We start from the raw sequence: 18,459 nt of genomic DNA, 5'->3' as shown, positions 1-18,459 counted from the left end.
TGAGGGTCGTGAGTTAAATTTTTCTGGCAGTATTAATTACATTAACACCGTTAAACCGGGACGTAGAGCTACCGTGTGACACGGCGCTTGACTGCGAAGGCTGCCCTTTTCCGTCAAAAAACGACCCGCCCAGCCGGTAATCCCGCTCATCGCACACCTTCACGCACGAATTCCAAAACTCCTGCGTGTTGGACTGGTAGGCTACGTCTTTGAGCATACCGGCAATCTTTCCGTCTTTGATTTCGTAGTACAGCTGCCCGCCAAACTGGAAGTTGTAGCGTTGCTGGTCAATGGAGAAGGAGCCGTCGCCAATAATATAGATACCCTTCTCTACATCTTTAATCATGTCGTCCACCGAAAGCGGTTCTTTGCCCGGCGCCAGCGACACGTTGGCCATCCGCTGAAACTGTACCGAGCCCCAGCTGTCCGCGTAGCAGCAGCCCTGCGATTCGTTTTCACCGATGATATGTACCTGGTCCCGAATAGCCTGGTAGTTAACCAGGGTACCATCCTTCACTAAGTCCCAGCGCTTCGTCCTGACTCCCTCATCGTCCCAGCCTACTGCGCCCAGAGAACCCGCCTGGGTTTTGTCCGCGAACAAGTTGACCAGTTTGCTGCCGTAGTTGAAGTTTTTGGATTGCCATTTATCCAGGGTGGCAAAGGAAGTACCGGCAAAGTTGGCTTCATAGCCCAGTACCCGATCCAGTTCCAGCGGGTGCCCCACCGACTCATGAATGGTAAGCCATAGGTGCGAGGGGTCCAATATCAAATCGTACTTTCCGGCCTCAACGGACTTGGCCGTTAATTTCTGCCGGGTTTGCTGGGCAGCGGCGGTCACGTCTTCGAGCATATCGTACCCTTTGCTGTACCGCGAAGTTACCCCCGCAACTTTATCCTTGGGATTGACCTGTAGGTACTCATACCCCATGCCCATCGGGGCGCTCAGCGACTGGCGGGTTTCAAATTTGCCGGATTTCGGGTCAATGGAAGTAACGTTAAAAACCGGCCAGATGCGGTGAATATCCTGGTCGATATAAGAGCCGTCGGAAGAGGCAAAGTACTTCTGCTCATTGACCATGAACAGGACCGAATTCACAAAGTTCGCGCCGTTTTTCATGGCGGCACTGTTTACTCCGAGGAGCAAATCCACTTTTTCCTGGATAGGTACTTCAAAGGCATTTTTCTGAATGGGTGCTTTCCAGCTTACCTCACCGTACCCCTTCTGCGGTGCCAGTTTCACGGGTTCTTTCATTAGCTTGGCGTTGGCTTTGGCGATAGCTACTGCCTCCTCGGCGGCCAGGGCGGTCTGGGCCTCGCTCTTGGCATCCACCACGGCCGCAAAGCCCCAGCAACCATCGGCAATTACCCGAACACCTACCCCGTAAGATTCGGTATTGACAATGTTCTGTACTTTGTCTTCGCGGGTAATGACGTACTGGTTGAGGTACCTTCCAATGCGAATATCAGTGTAGGTAGCCCCCTTCGATTTGGCGGCGTTCAGGGCGGCATCGGCCAGGCGCTTCTTCAGGGCTACGTCCAGGCCCGGGGCCAGCAGGGCTTCCGGCGCAATGGGTCGGCCCGAAACCGGGATAGTGGGAAGCATCATAGCTCCGGCTCCCATTCCGGCAAATTGGATAAAGTCTCGGCGGTTCAAGGTGTTAGAGTAGGTTTAAACGGTTGAATTTGTATGATATAGCATGGCATGAATAAGATCAACAAAAAGACAGCAAAGTACTATCTCTCAGTCTATTAGTTGGCATTATAAATAGCTATACTAAGAAAAAACTTACAGATGCCCTACTCCCGATTGGATATGTAGCCGTTTTCAGGGATAAAAGGCAGGGAGCTACGAGTTTACCCGCTGCAACTGTTTTCGGATATTTACTATTGCTTTCATTCTCCTTTTGAGGGAAAGCAATAGTAAATACTTATAGAGTTAAAAAATCAGATATTGCGGGCCGTATTGATGACGTTAACGCCGTTAAAACGAGTCGTAGCGCTACCGTGTGACACCGCGCTTGACTGCGAAGGTTGGCCTTTGCCGTCGTTGAAGGCACCTCCCAGGCGGTAATCGCTTTGGTCACATACCGCAGCACAGGAATTCCAGAATTCCCGGGTGTTGGCCTGATACGCTACATCTTTGAGCATACCAACTATTTCCCCGTTCCTGATTTCGTAGAAAAGCTGCCCGCCAAACTGGAAGTTGTAGCGCTGCTGATCAATGGAGAAGGAACCGTCGCCAATGATATAGATACCCTTCTTGACGTCTTTAATCATTTCCTGAACCGAAAGGGGCGTTTTTCCGGCTTCCAGTGAAACGTTGGGCATCCGTTGAAACTGCACCGAACTCCAGTTATCAGCGTAACAGCAGCCGTGCGATTCTTTTTCGCCCAGAATATGTACCTGGTCCCGGATAGCCTGGTAGTTGACCAGAACCCCATCCCGCACCAGATCCCATTTCTTGGTTCCAACTCCCTCGTCGTCGTAACCCACCGCACCCAGTGAACCAACCTGCGTTTTATCCGCTACCAAATTTACCTCCTTGCTGCCATACGCAAAGTTTTTGGACTGTAGCTTATCGAGGGTAACAAAGGAGGTACCGGCATAATTGGCTTCGTAGCCCAGTACCCGATCCAGTTCCAGCGGGTGCCCCACCGACTCGTGAATAGTAAGCCACAGGTGCGAAGGGTCCAGCACGAGGTCGTACTTACCCGCCTCCACCGACTTGGCCGAGACTTTTTCTTTGGCTTGTCGGGCGGCAGCGGTAATGTCTTCCAGCATGTCATACCCCATTTTATAGCGGGTCGTAATCCCCCCCACTTTATCAGCCGGGTTGGTCTGCAGGTAGTCATAGCCCATACCCATCGGTGAGCTTAGGGAGTTTCGGGTAGAAAACTTACCGTTTTTGGAGTCAACGGCGGTAACTGTAAAATTTGGTCCGATGCGGTGAATATCCTGGTCGGCGTAGGTACCATCCGTAGAAGCAAAGTACTTCTGCTCGTTGACCATGAAGAGAACCGAATTAACAAAATTGGCCCCGTTTTGCATAGCCAGCGCATTGGCCGAAAGTAGCAAATCTACCTTGTCTTTAATGGGTACTTCAAAGGCGTTCTGTTTGATGGGCGCTTTCCAACTCACCTCGCCGTAGCCTTTCTGGGGAGCTAACTGTACCGGCTCCGTTTGAAGGCGGGCGTTGGCCTTCGCAATGGATACGGCGGTTTCGGCGCATCGGGCCACGATAGTTTCATCTTTGGGATCAGCCACGGCCGCAAAGCCCCAGCAACCATTTACCAGCACCCGGATTCCTACGCCGTACGACACTGTATTCACAATGCCTAATACTTTGTTCTCACGGGTCAATACAAACTGGTTCAGGTAACGGCCAATCCGTACGTCGGAATAGGTGGCTCCTTTAGCCTTTGCTGCATTGAGTCCGGCATCGGCCAGACGTTTTTTGGTGGCTACACCAACGTAGTTATCCAGCAGGGCTTCCGGAGAAACGGCGTGGGAAAAGGCGGGCAGGGAGGGCATCATCAGACCAGCTGCGCTCAGGCCCATTAGTTGATTAAATTCTCGGCGGTTCAAATTCTTTTTAGTTTTGGGTTGACGAATTGTCGATTAGAAAATCTGGTACCTATACCGCGTCGGAAAGGCTTGAGAAGGTAAAGTCCCGAATCTTCAGGGGAGGAATGAGGTTACCGCCAATCCGGACGGGCTTACCCATAGCTTCAAGATTATTAAGCATAATCACCGGACTTTCGTTGAAGCGGAAATTCTTTACCGGAAATTTAATCTGCCCGTTCTCGATGTAGAAAGTACCGTCGCGGGTAAGGCCGGTGTACAGGAGCGTCTGGGGGTCCACCGCCCGGATGTACCACAGGCGCGTGACCAGAATGCCCTTTTCAGTACCTTTAATCATTTCCGCCAGGGACTGGGTACCACCCGACATAATCACCGCCGCCGGGGGTGGGGTAGCCGCCACTCCTATCTTATCGGCCCAGTAGCGCGAGTAGTACATGTTTTTGACCACTCCATTCTCCACCCAGGTTACTTTTTCCTGCGGACGACCATCGGCTCCGCCCCCAAAACGGCCACCGCCGCCTCCGCCGTAGGCCGAGGTTGGAATTTCGGGATTCGTAGGGTCTGAATAAATTGTCACGCGCTCGTCGAACAGTTTTTCACCAAGCCGGGTACCGCCTCCCCGCTTACTCAGGAAGCTCCGTCCCTCGTCCGCATTACGTCCGTCCATGCTACCCATCATATTCTGAAGTAAGTCTACCGAAGCGGCGGGTTCCAGAATCACGGTGTATTTACCCGGTTCCAGCGCCCTGGCGTTGACCGAGGCCAGCGCTTTTTGCATGGCAATCTCGGTGGCTTCTTTGGTATTCAATTTTGAAACATCCGTTACATCCCGAATGGCATAGCCTGAGCCCAGGCCATCGGCGGTACGAACGGTAATCGTGAAATCTACCGAGGTAGCCCGGTTATAGGCTACCAGGCCTTTGCTGTTGCCAAGGGCCGAAAACCCCGTGGTGTCTTCCAGGTACCCTGCAGCGGTGAGGTTCTTTTTCCGGCAGGGGTCAAGGCTGTTGAAGGCCGCCTGCGCCCGGTAGTCCGGGTCGATGCGGGCGGTGTTTTCGGAGTAAGGATTGGTAGTCAGGTACTTCTGAGGCCCTAGCATGGGCATATATTCGGGGTTTTCGGGTGCCAGACGGGCAATTTCTTCGGACCGTCTTACGGTTTTTTCCAGGGAGGCATCGTCCAGTTCATTGATGGTCGCCGTACCCGAACGCTTTCCGAAAACCGAGGTTACCGCCAGCGCCAGGTTATTGCTTTCCCCGCTCGTGGAAACCGAGTTACGCGCATAACGGATATTACCGGTACGTCCGCCCGTCAGGCTTACCGAGGTCTCGTCGGCTTTGGCGTAGCTCAATACCTTGTCAATTATTTTTTTTGCTTCTTCTTGGGTCAATATGGCCATGTTGATGGTCGCTTTTAAGGATGGTTATATTTTTCTTCCGGTATTGATCACATTCACGCCGTTGAAGCGGGTGGTGGAACTTCCGTGCGACACGGCACTGACCTGCGAGGGTTGCCCCTTTCCGTCAAAGAAGGAGCCGAAGGTACGGTAGTCGTCCTGGTCACAGAGTTGCGTACAGGAGTTCCAGAATTCCTGAGTATTGGACTGGTAAGCCACATCATCGAGCATTCCTACTATTTCTCCGTTTTTGATTTCGTAGAATAGCTGTCCGCCAAACTGAAAATTGTATCGCTGCTGGTCAATGGAGTAAGAGCCGCGGCCAATGATGTAAATACCTTTCTCGACGCCTTTAATCATGTCCTGCACGCTACGCTTTTCGGTACCGGGCCGCAGGGACACGTTGGGCATCCGCTGAAACTGAATAGTACTCCAGTCGTCGGCGTAGCAGCACCCGTGCGATTCTTTTTCACCAATAATAACCGCCTGGTCCCGGATAGCCTGATAGTTAACCAGTATTCCATCTTTTATCAGGTTCCACTCTTTGGTAGGTACTCCTTCGTCGTCGTAGCCCACGGCACCAAGGGTATGGGGCTGGGTTTTGTCGGCGACAATGTTTACCAGTTTACTGCCGTAGTTGAAGTTTTTGGATTTCCATTTGTCCAGGGTCGCAAAACTGGTACCCGCATAGTTGGCCTCGTAGCCCAGTACCCGGTCCAGTTCCAGGGGGTGCCCCACCGACTCGTGAATGGTTAGACCCAGGTGGTTCGGGTCAAGTACCAGGTCATACTTGCCGGCCTGAACCGATTTGGCCGTAAGCTTTTCTTTGGCCTGACGGGCGGCCAGCCCAGCATCTTCGACCATATCGTATGAGTAGCGGTAGCCTACCAGTCCGTTGGGGCCGGGTATTTTTTCAGAAGCCACGCCATCCAGGTACTCGTAACCCATGCCCATGGGTGAGCTGAGGGCGTCGCGGGTTTTGAACTTCCCGGCCGCTTTGTCGATGGCCGTTACGGTAAAGGTTGGCCAGATTCGGTGTACATCCTGATCAATGTAGGAGCCGTCGGTAGAGGCGAAGTACTTTTGCTCGTTTATAAAAAACAGGTTGGAAGTAACGAAGCCTGCGCCGTTTTTCAGGGCCTCGCTGTTTACCTTCATCAGGAGGTCAATCTTTTCCTTTACCGGAATTTCGAAGGCATTCTTAGTCAGCGGGGTTTTCCAGCTTACCTCTCCTACCCCTTTCTGGGGAGCCAGCTGGACCGGCTCCTGTTGAATTTTGGAATTAGCTTTGGCGATGGCGACGGCGGTTTCGGCGCATTTGGCAATACCTTCGGGGGTAACGTCGCTGGTAGCTGAAAACCCCCAGGTACCATTGGCTATCACCCGGATTCCAACACCGTACGATTCGGCGTTGACAACGTTCTGAACCTGGGTTTCGCGGGTAAAGAGGTACTGTTGCAGGTACCGGCCAATCCGGACATCAGTATAGCTGGCTCCTTTTGATTTAGCGGCATTCAGCGCAATGTCAGCCATTTTTTTCTTCGTGGCCACATCCACTCCCGGTTCCAGCAACTGCTCAGCAGCCACTGACGCCCCCAGCACGGGAACGCCAGCCTGTAAAGCAGAAGGAATAAGGAAGGCACCCATTCCGAAGCCGGATAGGTGGATAAACTCTCTTCTGTTCATGCAAGAAAAATTTCTTAGGGTTTTTAGGTTAGATCAAGGAAGTAACTCCACTTTAACCAAACTTATTACATTGGCACGAAAGAAGAAAGATATTAAAGGTAAATGCGAAAGGTTATGGTTTAATTAAATTAAACAGTAGTAAAAAATAGGGAGGGTTTACAAAGGATATTTAAGTTACAAAGGTCGCCTATTTGGTTTCCAGTAAGGCAATACTGGTCCCCCCAATGTGTTTGAGTTTCTTAAAGCGGGCGTCACCCTGGAAAAATTCATTCAAAGCTCTTCGCACTCCTTCCCAGTTGGTGTAGTCATGCCAAAGAATAACCCCGCCGGGCCGCACCATTTCCAGTGCCTTGAGGGTATCATTTACTACGTAGTCATAAGCATGAGAACCGTCAATAAAAATCAAATCCATGGACTTGCGGTAGGGCGAAAAGTCAAAGGTGGCCGAATCGCCGAATACCTGCGTGATTTTTGAGCGGAGCGGATGTTCCAGAAAACGCTCACCGGAACGGCTCTTCTTTATATACCGTACCTCTCCCTCCTCCACCTTATATTTGGCTTCATCCAGATTATCCTCGGGCAAATCAAGCGTCACTATTTTAGTATCTTCACCCGAATTGAGCGCCAGGTTCAGGGTTGTTCGCCCCTGAAAAGTACCTATCTCAAATATAGTTTTGGGCTGAAGTTCCTTTACCAGATTACTGATCACCTTCAGTTCAAACTCGGTGGTATGTCCAAATCCGCACTCATAGACCCCTTCGTATTTGGCTATATCGTTATGAAGAAGTTCAAAAACGTCGGTTTTGGGAAGTATGTACGGATCTTCGGGGGTAATATCCTCTCCATTAGTTTTTTTGGAATAAAACTGGTAAAGCTGATGGAGCTTTTCACGTTCATTTCCCTTCATCATACCTACCGTCATGGTATAACCCACCCGGCGAAGTACCCCCAGGTAAAGGGTAAGATCCTGAACCATTGTTTTCATAAATAGAAGCTCGTTTAAATAAGTTGAATTGTTGTGTTGTTAAGACTAAATACAATTTCAGTTTATATAGACGAGGAGGAAAATCCCAACTAAGCGGGAAGCGCTGTGAAACTACTACTCTTTCGTATATATGTCAAAAGAAGATTGAATTTTTGCCTTTAAACAAAAGGAGGATACACCACCGGCGTACCCTCCTTTTTGATTAATTTTCTTATACAATAGAATATCTGCTTAGTCCGCGGTTAATTCGGAGAAGCGCTGAATCCGGCATTTGAACCGGGGGCGCTCGCCCTTAGGTACTATCACAATCAGGGTATTGGTAACGCTCTCCCCATTGCGCAACAGGTAGCCGGCGGGTACGTTCACATTCCGGTATACGGTTTTGCCTTCGGCATTTTTTTCGGGCTGACGGTAGGGTACATAAAATTGACGCGCTTTTAGGTTAGCGCCTTTGGAGGTAAGTCTTTTGCCGGAGGCGTTGAGGCATTCAAACCGGGCAATAGCCGAAGGGTCTCCCTCAAATAGCGTGGACAAATCGTTGCGCTGGAGGTATATGAGCTGGCAGCCACTGTTGTTCCGGGCGAATATACTCACCTCATAGCGGGCGTAATCGCTTTCCTCGCGCTCGTTGGTAATAGCGTAGGAATATTCAATGCCGTTGTCATTCGTTGGCTTGTCTTCGGGTACCTCCAGAAAAGCCTGACCAAAAGAAGCAGTACTCAGGAAAAGACAAAACAAGGGTAGTAGTTTTTTCATAGTAGGAATGATTATGGGTTAAAAACGGACGAGTAAATTAACGATTTCAGGAACTGGCCGGAAATAAATTCCTGTTTTTTTACAGGAATCCTTCTCTTTTCATGGCTGATTCCAACGCATTTCCCAGTTCATCAGAGGCCTTTACCAGGGGCAGACGCACCTCCGAACTACAAATCTCTTTTATTTCCAGACATTTCTTGATTCCTACCGGATTGGCTTCTACGTACAGCAAATGGTCGAAATCCAGAAACGAGAATTGTAAGGCTGCCGCCTCGGCAAAACGTCCTTCGAGGGCGTGCCAGGTCATCGCCCCAAACTCGCGGGGAAACGCGTTGGCCACCACCGAAATAACCCCGTGCCAGCCAATACTAATCATGGGCGTAACCAGGTTATCATCACCCGACAACAGGAGAAAATCCTTCGGGGCCTTCCAGGCAATCTCCATGTACTGCTCCATGGAAGAGCAGGCGTCCTTAAGTCCAATAATGTTGGGGTGACCGGCCAGCTCAAGTACCGTTTCCGCCTTCATGTTCACTACCGTACGTCCGGGTACGTTGTATAAAATTACGGGTACCGGTGAGGCATCGGCAATCGCCTTAAAGTGGGCAATTATCCCCGCCTGCGAAGGCTTGTTGTAGTACGGACACACCGACAGGATGGCGTCAATACCCTCGAAATCCAAATTCTTAATAGTATCAAGTACTGTTTGCGTGTTATTTCCCCCGCAACCGTAAATGATCGGTAATCCCTTTAGATTATTCTTTTTCACAAAATCCAGCAATGCTTTTTTCTCGTCGGTGGTGGTGGTAGCGGTTTCGCCGGTAGTACCCTGTACCACCAGGTAATCCACTCCCCCTTCCGACACAAAATCTATTAGTTTTTTTAACCCGTCGAAATCTATATTGAAGCTTGAGTCAAGCGGAGTAACCAGGGCCACTCCAACTCCTTTAAAACGCTCGTCCAACGCCATGTCAGATTGTAATTAATTTGGTAAAAGGTTGAATTGAAAGTGCAAAGGTAAAGACCTTGCCGAACTTTCTGTTTCAGATTTCCAACATTCGCAGGAATTCTTCTTCCGAAAGGATAGTGACGCCCAGTTTTCGGGCTTTGTCCAGCTTAGATGGTCCCATATTATCTCCGGCCAGCAGGTAGTTCAATTTTCCTGAAACACCGCTAAGTACCTTGCCGCCGTTCGCTTCTATTTTATCTTTTAGTTCGTCACGCTCAAAATGCTCGAATACCCCCGAAATGACAAAGCTTTTGCCTTCCAGTACGGTACTTTCCACCTCCACCGGCTGGTCGTCGGTCCGGAAGGTCAGGCCGGCCTGGCGGAGCCGTTCCACAAACTCCTGGTTTTCGGACTCGCCAAAATATTCTACCACGGTCCGGGCTATGCGGTCCCCGATTTCCGGGACTGCCAGTAATTGCTCATAACTGGCCTGTTGCAGCGCTTCCATAGTACGGAAGTAAGTGGCCAGCTTTTCGGCCACCGTGGCTCCTACGTACCTGATACCCAGGGCAAACACCAGATTTTTGAAAGGTACTGATTTGGAGCTTTCAATCCCTTTCAGGATATTTTCTACGGTCTTTTCCCGGAAACTTATTTTTTTGGTTTTTCCGGTTTCTTCGTTTTCAATGACCTTTTCCAGACCAAGTAGGGTATCGTAGGTAAGGTCGTAAAGGTCGGCGGGTGAGCGGAGCAGGTTTTTATCAAACAGCAGCTCTATTTTTCCTTCCCCCAGGCTCTCAATATTCATGGCCTTACGGTGAATAAAATGCTCAATTTTCCCTTTTAGCTGCGGCGGGCAAGCCCTATCATTGGGACAATAATGTGCGGCTTCGCCTTCTCTCCGGATAAGCCCGGTCCCGCATTCGGGGCAGGAAGTGGGGAATTGTATAGGTTCCGTTGTAAATAAACCCCGTTGGCTGGTATCCACGCCGGTTATTTTTGGAATGATTTCACCGCTTTTTTCCACGAACACCGTATCCCCAATGTGCAGGTCCAGCCGTTCCAGTTCGTTGGCGTTGTGGAGGGTTGCTCTTTTGACGTAAGTACCCGACAGATGTACCCCCCGTACTTTATCGTAAGGTTTGGAACGCTCGGCCTCCGCCGACAGATTGGCTACCGGCGTGACCGCTCCGGTGCGCCCCACCTGAAACACCACCGACCGCAGTACCGCCGGTTTATTTTCGGCTTTGTATTTGAATGAAATGGCCCAGCGCGGGCTCTTGGCCGTACTTCCCAGTTCCTGTTGCTGCGGGTAAGAATTTACTTTCACCACAATGCCATCCGTGGCCAAAGGTAGCTGAAAACGCTTTTCTTCCCATTCATGAATATAGTGAAGTACTTCTTCAATATCCTGGCATTTTTTCCAACCCGGCGACACGTTAAAACCCCACTTTTTCAGGGCCAGCAGGCTGTCTTCGTGGGTTTCGAATTGGCCTTCCTCGCTCAGAAAGGAATAAATGTAACAATCCAGACAGCGGCGCGCCGTTTCGGTGGAGTCCTGTAATTTAAAAGAGCCGGAGGCGGCATTCCGGGGATTGGCAAAGGGTTGCTCGCCGGTTGCCTCTAAGTCCGCGTTAAGCTTTTCAAAAGAACTGTACGGCATAAAGCCTTCTCCCCGTACCTCAAAAAGCGGCGGCAGCTGCTCCGACCGGACCCGAAGCGGCAGGGTACGGATGGTTTTTATATTATGGGTAATGTCGTCGCCTCGGGTACCGTCTCCCCGGGTTACACCCCGCTGAAGTACTCCGTTCTCGTAGGTAAAACTCAGCGAAATTCCATCAAATTTCAGCTCACAAATGTACTCAAAGGTTTCGCCGTTCAGCCCCCGCCGCACCCGGTCATCAAAGTCCCGCATTTCCTGCTCATTGTAGGTATTATCCAGCGACTGCATCGGAAAACGGTGGTAAACTGTTGGGAATACCTTGCTGATGGTACCTCCCACCCGCTGCGTGGGCGAGTCGTTCTGCTTGAGTTCGGGATGCTGTTTTTCCAGCTCAATAAGCTCCCTGAGCAACCCATCAAACGCCTGGTCGGATATTTCTGAGACACTGTCCTGGTAGTACCGGTAATTATAGTAATTCAGTTTTTCGACTAATTCAACAATTCGCTGCTCAGGAGTCATAAAAGGATAGAGGTTTGAATTTTAAGGCATTAGGCCGGAAGAAAGATGCAAATACTTAACATAAATGTCCTATTCGTCCAAGAAATGACTATTTTCGTTCAAAAATACTGATACTTATTCATCAACCAATGTCTTTCATTGCTCCATCTATTCTGGCCGCTGACTTTGCCAACCTCCAGCGCGATATTGAAATGATTAACCGCAGCGAAGCGGAATTTATCCACGTTGATATCATGGATGGCCGGTTTGTTCCGAATATTTCCTTTGGCCTTCCCGTGTGCGAAGCCGCCCATAAGCACGCCCGGAAACCGCTGGATGTACACCTGATGATCGTGGAACCGGACCAGTACCTGGAAGCTTTCCGGAAGGCCGGCGCTCATATACTTACCGTACATTATGAAGCGTGTCCCCACCTGCACCGGACCGTGCAGCACATCCGGGAACTGGGTGCCTTACCGGGCATTGCCCTCAACCCCCACACCCCCGTGGAGTTGCTGTCGGACATTTTGCCGGACGTTTCGCTAGTCCTGATTATGTCGGTCAACCCGGGCTTTGGAGGTCAGAAATTCATTGAAAACACCTACCGGAAAATTGAGAAACTGGCCCGGATGCGCCAGGAACGAGACCTTGACTTTCTTATTGAAGTAGACGGTGGCGTCAATACCCAAAATGCGGCCTTACTAACCCGGGCGGGCGCGGATGTGCTGGTAGCGGGTAGCTTTGTGTTTAAAGCCGATGATCCTCTGGCTACTATTGCCGAATTAAAGAAAGCTACTACGATGGCATAAAGCAATTGTCCGCGTAGCAAATCCGCTAACCCCTACCTCACCTTGCCATGAATAAAAAGTACATAGTACTGCTTTGCCTCCTGTTTAGCCAGCTGTCAGCGCCGGCCCAGAATGCCTACTTCTTCCCCAAAAAGAAATTTAACCCCGGTATTCTTTCCCCCGAGGCTTTTCTGGGGTACCCTATTGGTTCGCACCATACCCGATACGACCAGCTGGTCGCCTACTTTGAGTACCTGGGTAAAACGTCTGACCGGGTCCGGTACCAGACCATTGGCCGCACCTACGAGTACCGGCCGCAGTTGATGGTGGTATTTAGTAGTCCGGAAAATCTGTCCCGGCTGGAGGAAATCCGAACTCGCCACCTGGAGCTTGCTGACCCAACCCGGCCTATGCCCGGTACGGGTTCCATGCCGGTGGTGATGCAGCTGGGCTATAATGTTCATGGAAATGAAGCCTCCGGCGGAGAAGCAGCCCTGCTTACTGCTTACTACCTGGCGGCCGGGGAAGACCCCGAAGTACTTGACCTGATGAAGAACGCCGTTACATTTGTGGAGCCGGTGATAAATCCGGATGGCCGTGACCGCTTTGTGAACTGGGTAAATATGCACAAGGGAACGCCACTGGTTGCCGACCCTAACGACCGCGAACACCACGAGGTGTGGCCCAGTGGCCGCGTGAACCACTACTGGTTTGACCTGAATCGCGACTGGCTCCTGGCGGTACATCCCGAAAGCAAAAACCGGTTGAAGTTTTACCACCAGTGGTACCCCAACGTAGTGACGGACCATCATGAAATGGGAACCCAGGCCACCCACTTTTTTGAACCTACCAAACAAACGGCCGAGAACCCGCTGGTACCCGTTTACCTGTACCGGAATCTGAACGATACCTTTGCCCGCTACTTTGAAGAGGCCATGAATGAGGTAGGTTCTTTATACTATTCCAAAGAATCATTCGACAACCTGTATCCGGGTTACGGTTCAACCTACCCGGATATTATGGGTGGTATCGGTTTCCTGTTTGAGCAGGGTAGCTCCCGCGGCCACGTTCAAACTAGCCAGCATGGCGAGTTGACATTTTCTTTTGCGGTCCGTAACCAGCTGCTCAACGCCATTGCGACCCTAAAAGCTTCCCTGGCCCAACGCGAAAATCTATTAAAATTTCAGCGGGAGTTTTTTAGTTCTGCAGTCACCGCCGGACAGAAAAGCGCCATCAAAGGGTACTTGGTAGGAGCCTCCGGGGACGACACCCGTACCCGCCTTTTTAAGGAATTCCTGCTTACCCATCGTATACAGTGTTATGATATAACGACAGATATTCGGCAGGATGGGAAGACTTTCCAGCCTGGGAAAACCATGTTTGTACCTACGGCGCAGCCCCAGTACCGCCTGGTACAATCCATTTTTGAGCGTCCAACCACCTTTCCTGATAGTCTTTTCTATGATACATCAGCCTGGAATATGCCCCTTGCCTACGGCCTGCCCTTCGTCGAAGTAAAATCGTCGTCTGTAAAACCGGGTAAACCCTACGGACCCACGGAGCCGACTTCGGTCCCCCCGGTCGTACCAAAAAGTACCTACGCTTACCTGGTACCCGCCACCGATTTTTTATCGCACAAAGTACTTTATCAGCTCCTCAGAAAGAATGTCCTGGTCAAGGTAGGATTTAAACCGTTTGGTATTCAGACCTCCGAAGGGCTGCAGTCATTCAGCCACGGCACCTACCTGGTACCGGTGGCGTCACAGAAAATTTCCCCCGATTCGCTCCACGGGCTACTCACCGAAATAGTAAAGAACACCGGAGTAAAAATCCAGGCCGTCCGGACCGGGTACAGCAACAGCGGGGTAGACCTGGGCAGTAACAATTTTGAAACCGTTACCTTACCCAAAGTACTCATGCCCGTAGGGCAAGGTACCAGCCCCTACGAAGCGGGAGAAGTATGGTACATGATGGATACCTACGTGGGAATGCCCGTCACCAAAGTTGAGCTGTCCCAGTTGCACCGGGTCGATTTGAACCATTACACGGTGTTGGTGATGGTTACCGGGCAGTACCCATCGGACCGGAATCTGGTCCAAAAAATCAAAGACTGGGTAAGTCGGGGTGGTACTTTAATTACCTTTAAATCGGCTTCGGACTGGGCCATAAAAAACGAGTTGAGTGACGAAAAAATCCGGGAGAACCCCAAGGAAAATACCCAGGAGAAAACCCGCCTCAACTACGAAGACGCGGTAGCCGCCGAGGGAGCCACCCTAACGGGAGGAGCCATATTTTTAGCCGACCTGGACATCACCCATCCCCTGGGGTTTGGCTACACCAACCGCAGTATTGCGCTTTATCGCAACAGCAAAACCCTACTCGAACCTTCCAAAAGTCCCTACACAACGGTCATTCAATACGATAAATCACCCCTGCAAAATGGTTATGTGCACCCCCGAAACCTGAAAAACATAGCCGGTTCGGCCGGTTTGCTGGTTTCGGAACAGGGCAACGGACGGGTTATCCTGTTCGCTGACAATCCGAATTTCCGGGGTACCTGGTTTGGTACTTCCAAACTGTTTTTCAACGCGGTATTTCTGGGAAATAAAATTTCGGTTACCGGTACTTCTGAACAAGCCCAGCATTAGGTATGAAAAAAACTCTTTTTATACTTGGCGGACTTTTTTTGGGAGTAGTACTTAACGGAACAACCCAGAGTACAAAACAAACTTCCCCGGTACCCGGGCCATTCCCCGTAACAGTAGCACCCAGCCAAACCCACCTGCTTGATAAGACCAATCGGCCATTCCTGGTGATGGCAGATGTTTGCCTACCCCTGTTAAGTAAACTTACTCTGGAAGAAACCCGCTTTTACCTGCAGACGCGAAAGAGCCAAACATTCAATACCGTCCTTTTTCACCTGTTCCCGTCCCAGCCCGATGGAAAAAATAAGGTAGGAAAGGTACCTTTTCTGGCGGGTAGCGACCTCTCCAAACCCAACCCCGCCTACTTTGACTATGTTGAAAAAGTAGTGGAGGTAGCCGCCAGCCAGAATCAGTTGGTTGGTTTGGTGGTCAACTGGCCTGCCCCTCCCGGAACTGATTCGTTGGAACTCGCTAAAAACAAAGTGGATTTCAAAAAAATGAGCGAGTACCTGGGCCAGCGTTTCAAAGCGCATCCCAACATTTTCTGGATAGTTGGCCCCCAGCCTGATTGGCAACAGCAGGGACTGCAACCCACAGAATTTGCTCAGTCCCTGAGGAAAGTCGCCCCCCGGCAACTGATTTCCCTGATTAGCCCGCCTACCGTTGGGGCTGCCGGGGATACCGTTGGTACATCCGGCCTTGATTTTAATTTAATAAAGGTTTATTTCGCTGAGAAAGCAGGCCCGGAAGCTACTGAACAACCAGAAGTTGGTAGGCCGGTACCTTTTCCCGAAATTAGCCGGTACCCGAAAAGGCCCTTTTTGCTGGCAGAACTGGCAGGGGAAGAGCCTCCGGTTCGTCCGGCTTTACTGGCCCGGCACCTGGCCTACCGGAGCCTGTTGGGAGGCGGATTGGGGTACTGTTACCGGAGTAATGTCGCTCACTTTCCAGCAGGCTGGAAACAGAAGATGAAGGAGGAAGGTATTCAGAACATGGAGAAACTTTCGACCATAGTGAAGGGGATTCCCTGGAACCTGATGCAGCCGGATACCAGTCTGTCGTTTTTGGTGAGCGGACAAACAGATTGGAATAACGAGGGTTACATTACGAGCAGCTTCCTGCCCAACCGACGGATGGCCGCCTTGTATATTCCTGCCAATAAAGAAATTGAGGTAGATTTGACCCAGCTGGAAGGTGACCATTTTAAAACCGTATGGTACAGTCCCCGAACGGGGAGGCGGTGGTCAGGAGCCCATTTTCCGGCCAGCCCCAACCAGAAAATAGCACCGCCGGCGGAGAATCCTGACTGGGACTGGGTGCTGATTATCGGGTATTCGCCGGAATAAAAACTCAGGTAGTAGGCGGGAAAAGGCGAAGTACCTGCCCGATAGTATGTGTATCTTTACTTTCGTTGTAACTAAAAATTGGTATCTATAAATACCGCTGTTTTGTAATCAAGATTTATGCGAATGACCGGACTAGTACAGAGGTATACAAAGCTTATCATCGTAGTAGTGGCGCTTCAGGGAAAGGCGGTAGGGCAGCAGGTACTATGGGCCAGCAAAATACTGGGTTATTCTTCCGAGTACCGACCGGGAGCCTACGGACAGGAATACCGGGCCACGCAGGTCCTTAATAAACCCAACAAAATGCCCGATGTGGGAGACAGCCCCTGCGCCTGGGCGCCTTCTTTACCCAACGGAGCCGCCGAAGAATGGATTAAGGTGGGCTTTGAAAAAGCCATTCCGCTTCGCCAGGTAGCAATTGCCGAAAATTTTAATCCGGGAGCTATCAATAAGGTGTTCGCATTTGACCCTTCCGGTAAGGAAGTACTTATATATGAATTTGCTCCCACCCCTCCTACCAAAGAAACAGGTCGGCTTTTCACCATTTTTCCTAAAGACAGCAGCCTGATTGCCAATGCCATTAAGGTTGTTCTTCAGCCCGGCCGTGTTCAGGGTTACAACCAAATCGACGCCATTGGTATATCCGATGGTACTATTCCCATCAAAGCCAGCATTCGGGTGTCACCTGATGCGCCCAAGGACCTGGTAAAGGAGAATTTAGGAAAAACTATTAACAGCAAAGGGCAGGAGATGGCACCGGTTATTTCGCCCGATGGTAAAACCCTTTTTTTTACTCGAGGAAAGCATCCGGGCAACGTAGGTACCGCCGAAACGCAGGATGTGTGGATGTCGACGCTGGATAATAACAATAACTGGACGGAAGCCGTAAACCTCAATACCCCCATAAATACTCCCGGTGATAACGCTGTTAGCGGTATTTCTCCGGATGGAAAAACAATTTATTTGCTGAACGTTTACCTACCCGATGGCCGGCTGGAGAATGGCTTGTCCAAGTCATTTCGTACCAAGGGTGGATGGAGTTTACCCAAGGCATGGCGAATTATTAACAACTACAATGACCATAAGCCCAATATTACGGAGTACGCGCTTTCGCCCAAGGGCAATGTATTATTACTATCCGTGCAGCGCCGCGATACCCAGGGGGGCAAAGACCTGTACGTGTCGTTTCTGCGTTCGGACGACACCTGGTCGGAACCGAAAAATATGGGCACAGTACTTAACACCGCCGACTCCGAAAGCTCACCTATTATTGCTGCCGACAACAAAACGCTGTACTTTACCTCGGCCGGCCACAGCGGCTTTGGCAATGGTGATATTTTTATTTCGCGCCGCCTCGACGACACCTGGACTAACTGGTCGGAGCCCGAAAACCTGGGACCTAACATCAATACCTCCCAGTGGGACGGGTACTTTACCATACCCGCCGCAGGTGACTATGCTTACTTCAGTTCGGTAGAAAATTCGCTGGGCCAAGAAGATATTTTCCGGATTAGGTTATATCCTGAAATAAAGCCCGAACCGGTGGCGATTGTCTCCGGCAATGTAACTGATTCTGAAACCAATACGCTGGTCAGTTCCCAGATTGTAACGGATATTAAAAGTACCAACGAAGAGGTGAATAAAATTTCGTTTGAACCCGAAACCGGAGATTTTAAATTGATTTTACCCCTCAAGGAAATTTACCGGATTACAGCCAGCCGGGAGGGCTTTTTTCCGGTTACGGAAGAGATAGATTTGTCACGCGAGTCCAATTTCCGGAATATAAGAAAGAATATTTCGCTCATCCCCATCAAGGAAGGACAGCGTATCCGGCTGAACCAGATCATGTTTTCTCAAAGTAGCGCTGATGTGGTCAATTCTTCCTACCCGGAACTGGACCGGATCGTGACCATGATGAACCAGTACCCTACCATGGAAATCCTGCTGGAAGGCCATACCGACAACCAGGGCGACTGGCAGAAAAACGTTAAACTGTCGGAGGACCGGGTCATAGAAGTGAAGAAGTACCTGATAAAAAAAGGAATAGTGCATTCCCGAATCCAGACCAAAGCCTGGGGCCCGGCCAAACCCATCGCCAGCAACCTGACCGAGCAAACCCGTCAGTGGAACCGGCGCGTTGAATTTACCATATTGAAAATATAGGC

At 50.5% G+C, this 18,459-nt stretch carries 12 protein-coding genes; 4 read left to right on the top strand and 8 right to left on the bottom strand.

Annotated features, from left to right (window positions below; translation table 11 throughout):
* Window positions 1–13: 13 nt before the first annotated feature.
* The 8 genes from VGN67_RS14345 to ligA form a co-directional block, all read right to left on the bottom strand.
* A complete protein-coding gene (locus VGN67_RS14345) occupies window positions 14–1,654 on the bottom strand; it encodes a TldD/PmbA family protein (protein WP_327487544.1) in 1,641 nt (546 codons plus the stop codon).
* A 290-nt stretch (window positions 1,655–1,944) separates the two neighbouring features.
* The gene (locus VGN67_RS14340) at window positions 1,945–3,585 is read right to left on the bottom strand and encodes a TldD/PmbA family protein (protein ID WP_327487543.1); all 1,641 of its coding nucleotides are present in this window, start codon (window positions 3,583–3,585) and stop codon (window positions 1,945–1,947) included.
* Window positions 3,586–3,634: 49 nt separating this feature from the next.
* Entirely contained in the window at window positions 3,635–4,981 is a 1,347-nt protein-coding gene (locus tag VGN67_RS14335; protein ID WP_327487542.1) for a TldD/PmbA family protein, read from the bottom strand.
* Between the two features lie 24 nt (window positions 4,982–5,005).
* The gene (locus VGN67_RS14330) at window positions 5,006–6,664 is read right to left on the bottom strand and encodes a TldD/PmbA family protein (RefSeq protein WP_327487541.1); all 1,659 of its coding nucleotides are present in this window, start codon (window positions 6,662–6,664) and stop codon (window positions 5,006–5,008) included.
* A 187-nt stretch (window positions 6,665–6,851) separates the two neighbouring features.
* Window positions 6,852–7,649 carry a class I SAM-dependent methyltransferase gene (locus VGN67_RS14325; protein WP_327487540.1) on the bottom strand — a complete coding sequence of 266 codons (798 nt, stop codon included), beginning with the start codon at window positions 7,647–7,649 and terminating at the stop codon, window positions 6,852–6,854.
* 231 nt (window positions 7,650–7,880) lie between these two features.
* Window positions 7,881–8,405: an ABC transporter permease gene (locus tag VGN67_RS14320; protein WP_327487539.1), complete on the bottom strand. Its 525-nt coding sequence runs from the start codon at window positions 8,403–8,405 to the stop codon at window positions 7,881–7,883.
* 79 nt (window positions 8,406–8,484) lie between these two features.
* Window positions 8,485–9,375 carry a 4-hydroxy-tetrahydrodipicolinate synthase gene (gene dapA / locus VGN67_RS14315; RefSeq protein WP_327487538.1) on the bottom strand — a complete coding sequence of 297 codons (891 nt, stop codon included), beginning with the start codon at window positions 9,373–9,375 and terminating at the stop codon, window positions 8,485–8,487.
* A gap of 73 nt (window positions 9,376–9,448) precedes the next feature.
* Window positions 9,449–11,536, bottom strand: coding sequence for an NAD-dependent DNA ligase LigA (ligA, locus tag VGN67_RS14310; protein ID WP_327487537.1), 2,088 nt, complete (start codon window positions 11,534–11,536; stop codon window positions 9,449–9,451).
* Between the two features lie 128 nt (window positions 11,537–11,664).
* Between ligA and rpe the strand changes: the two genes are divergently transcribed.
* The 4 genes from rpe (at window position 11,665) to VGN67_RS14290 (ending at window position 18,457) form a co-directional block, all read left to right on the top strand.
* Window positions 11,665–12,324 (top strand): ribulose-phosphate 3-epimerase, encoded by a 660-nt coding sequence (gene rpe, locus VGN67_RS14305; RefSeq protein ID WP_327487536.1) that lies wholly within the window; start codon window positions 11,665–11,667, stop codon window positions 12,322–12,324.
* Window positions 12,325–12,371: 47 nt separating this feature from the next.
* A complete protein-coding gene (locus VGN67_RS14300) occupies window positions 12,372–14,951 on the top strand; it encodes a M14 family zinc carboxypeptidase (protein ID WP_327487535.1) in 2,580 nt (859 codons plus the stop codon).
* A 2-nt stretch (window positions 14,952–14,953) separates the two neighbouring features.
* On the top strand, window positions 14,954–16,294 hold the full coding sequence (locus VGN67_RS14295; protein ID WP_327487534.1) for a DUF4038 domain-containing protein: 1,341 nt from the start codon (window positions 14,954–14,956) through the stop codon (window positions 16,292–16,294).
* Between the two features lie 123 nt (window positions 16,295–16,417).
* Entirely contained in the window at window positions 16,418–18,457 is a 2,040-nt protein-coding gene (locus tag VGN67_RS14290; RefSeq protein ID WP_327487533.1) for an OmpA family protein, read from the top strand.
* Window positions 18,458–18,459 lie beyond the last annotated feature (2 nt).

Source organism: Telluribacter sp. (assembly GCF_035998675.1).
Lineage (GTDB): Bacteria > Bacteroidota > Bacteroidia > Cytophagales > Spirosomataceae > Telluribacter.
The sequence above is the reverse complement of the archived record's forward strand: the minus strand, read 5'-3'. Positions and strand labels throughout refer to the sequence as shown.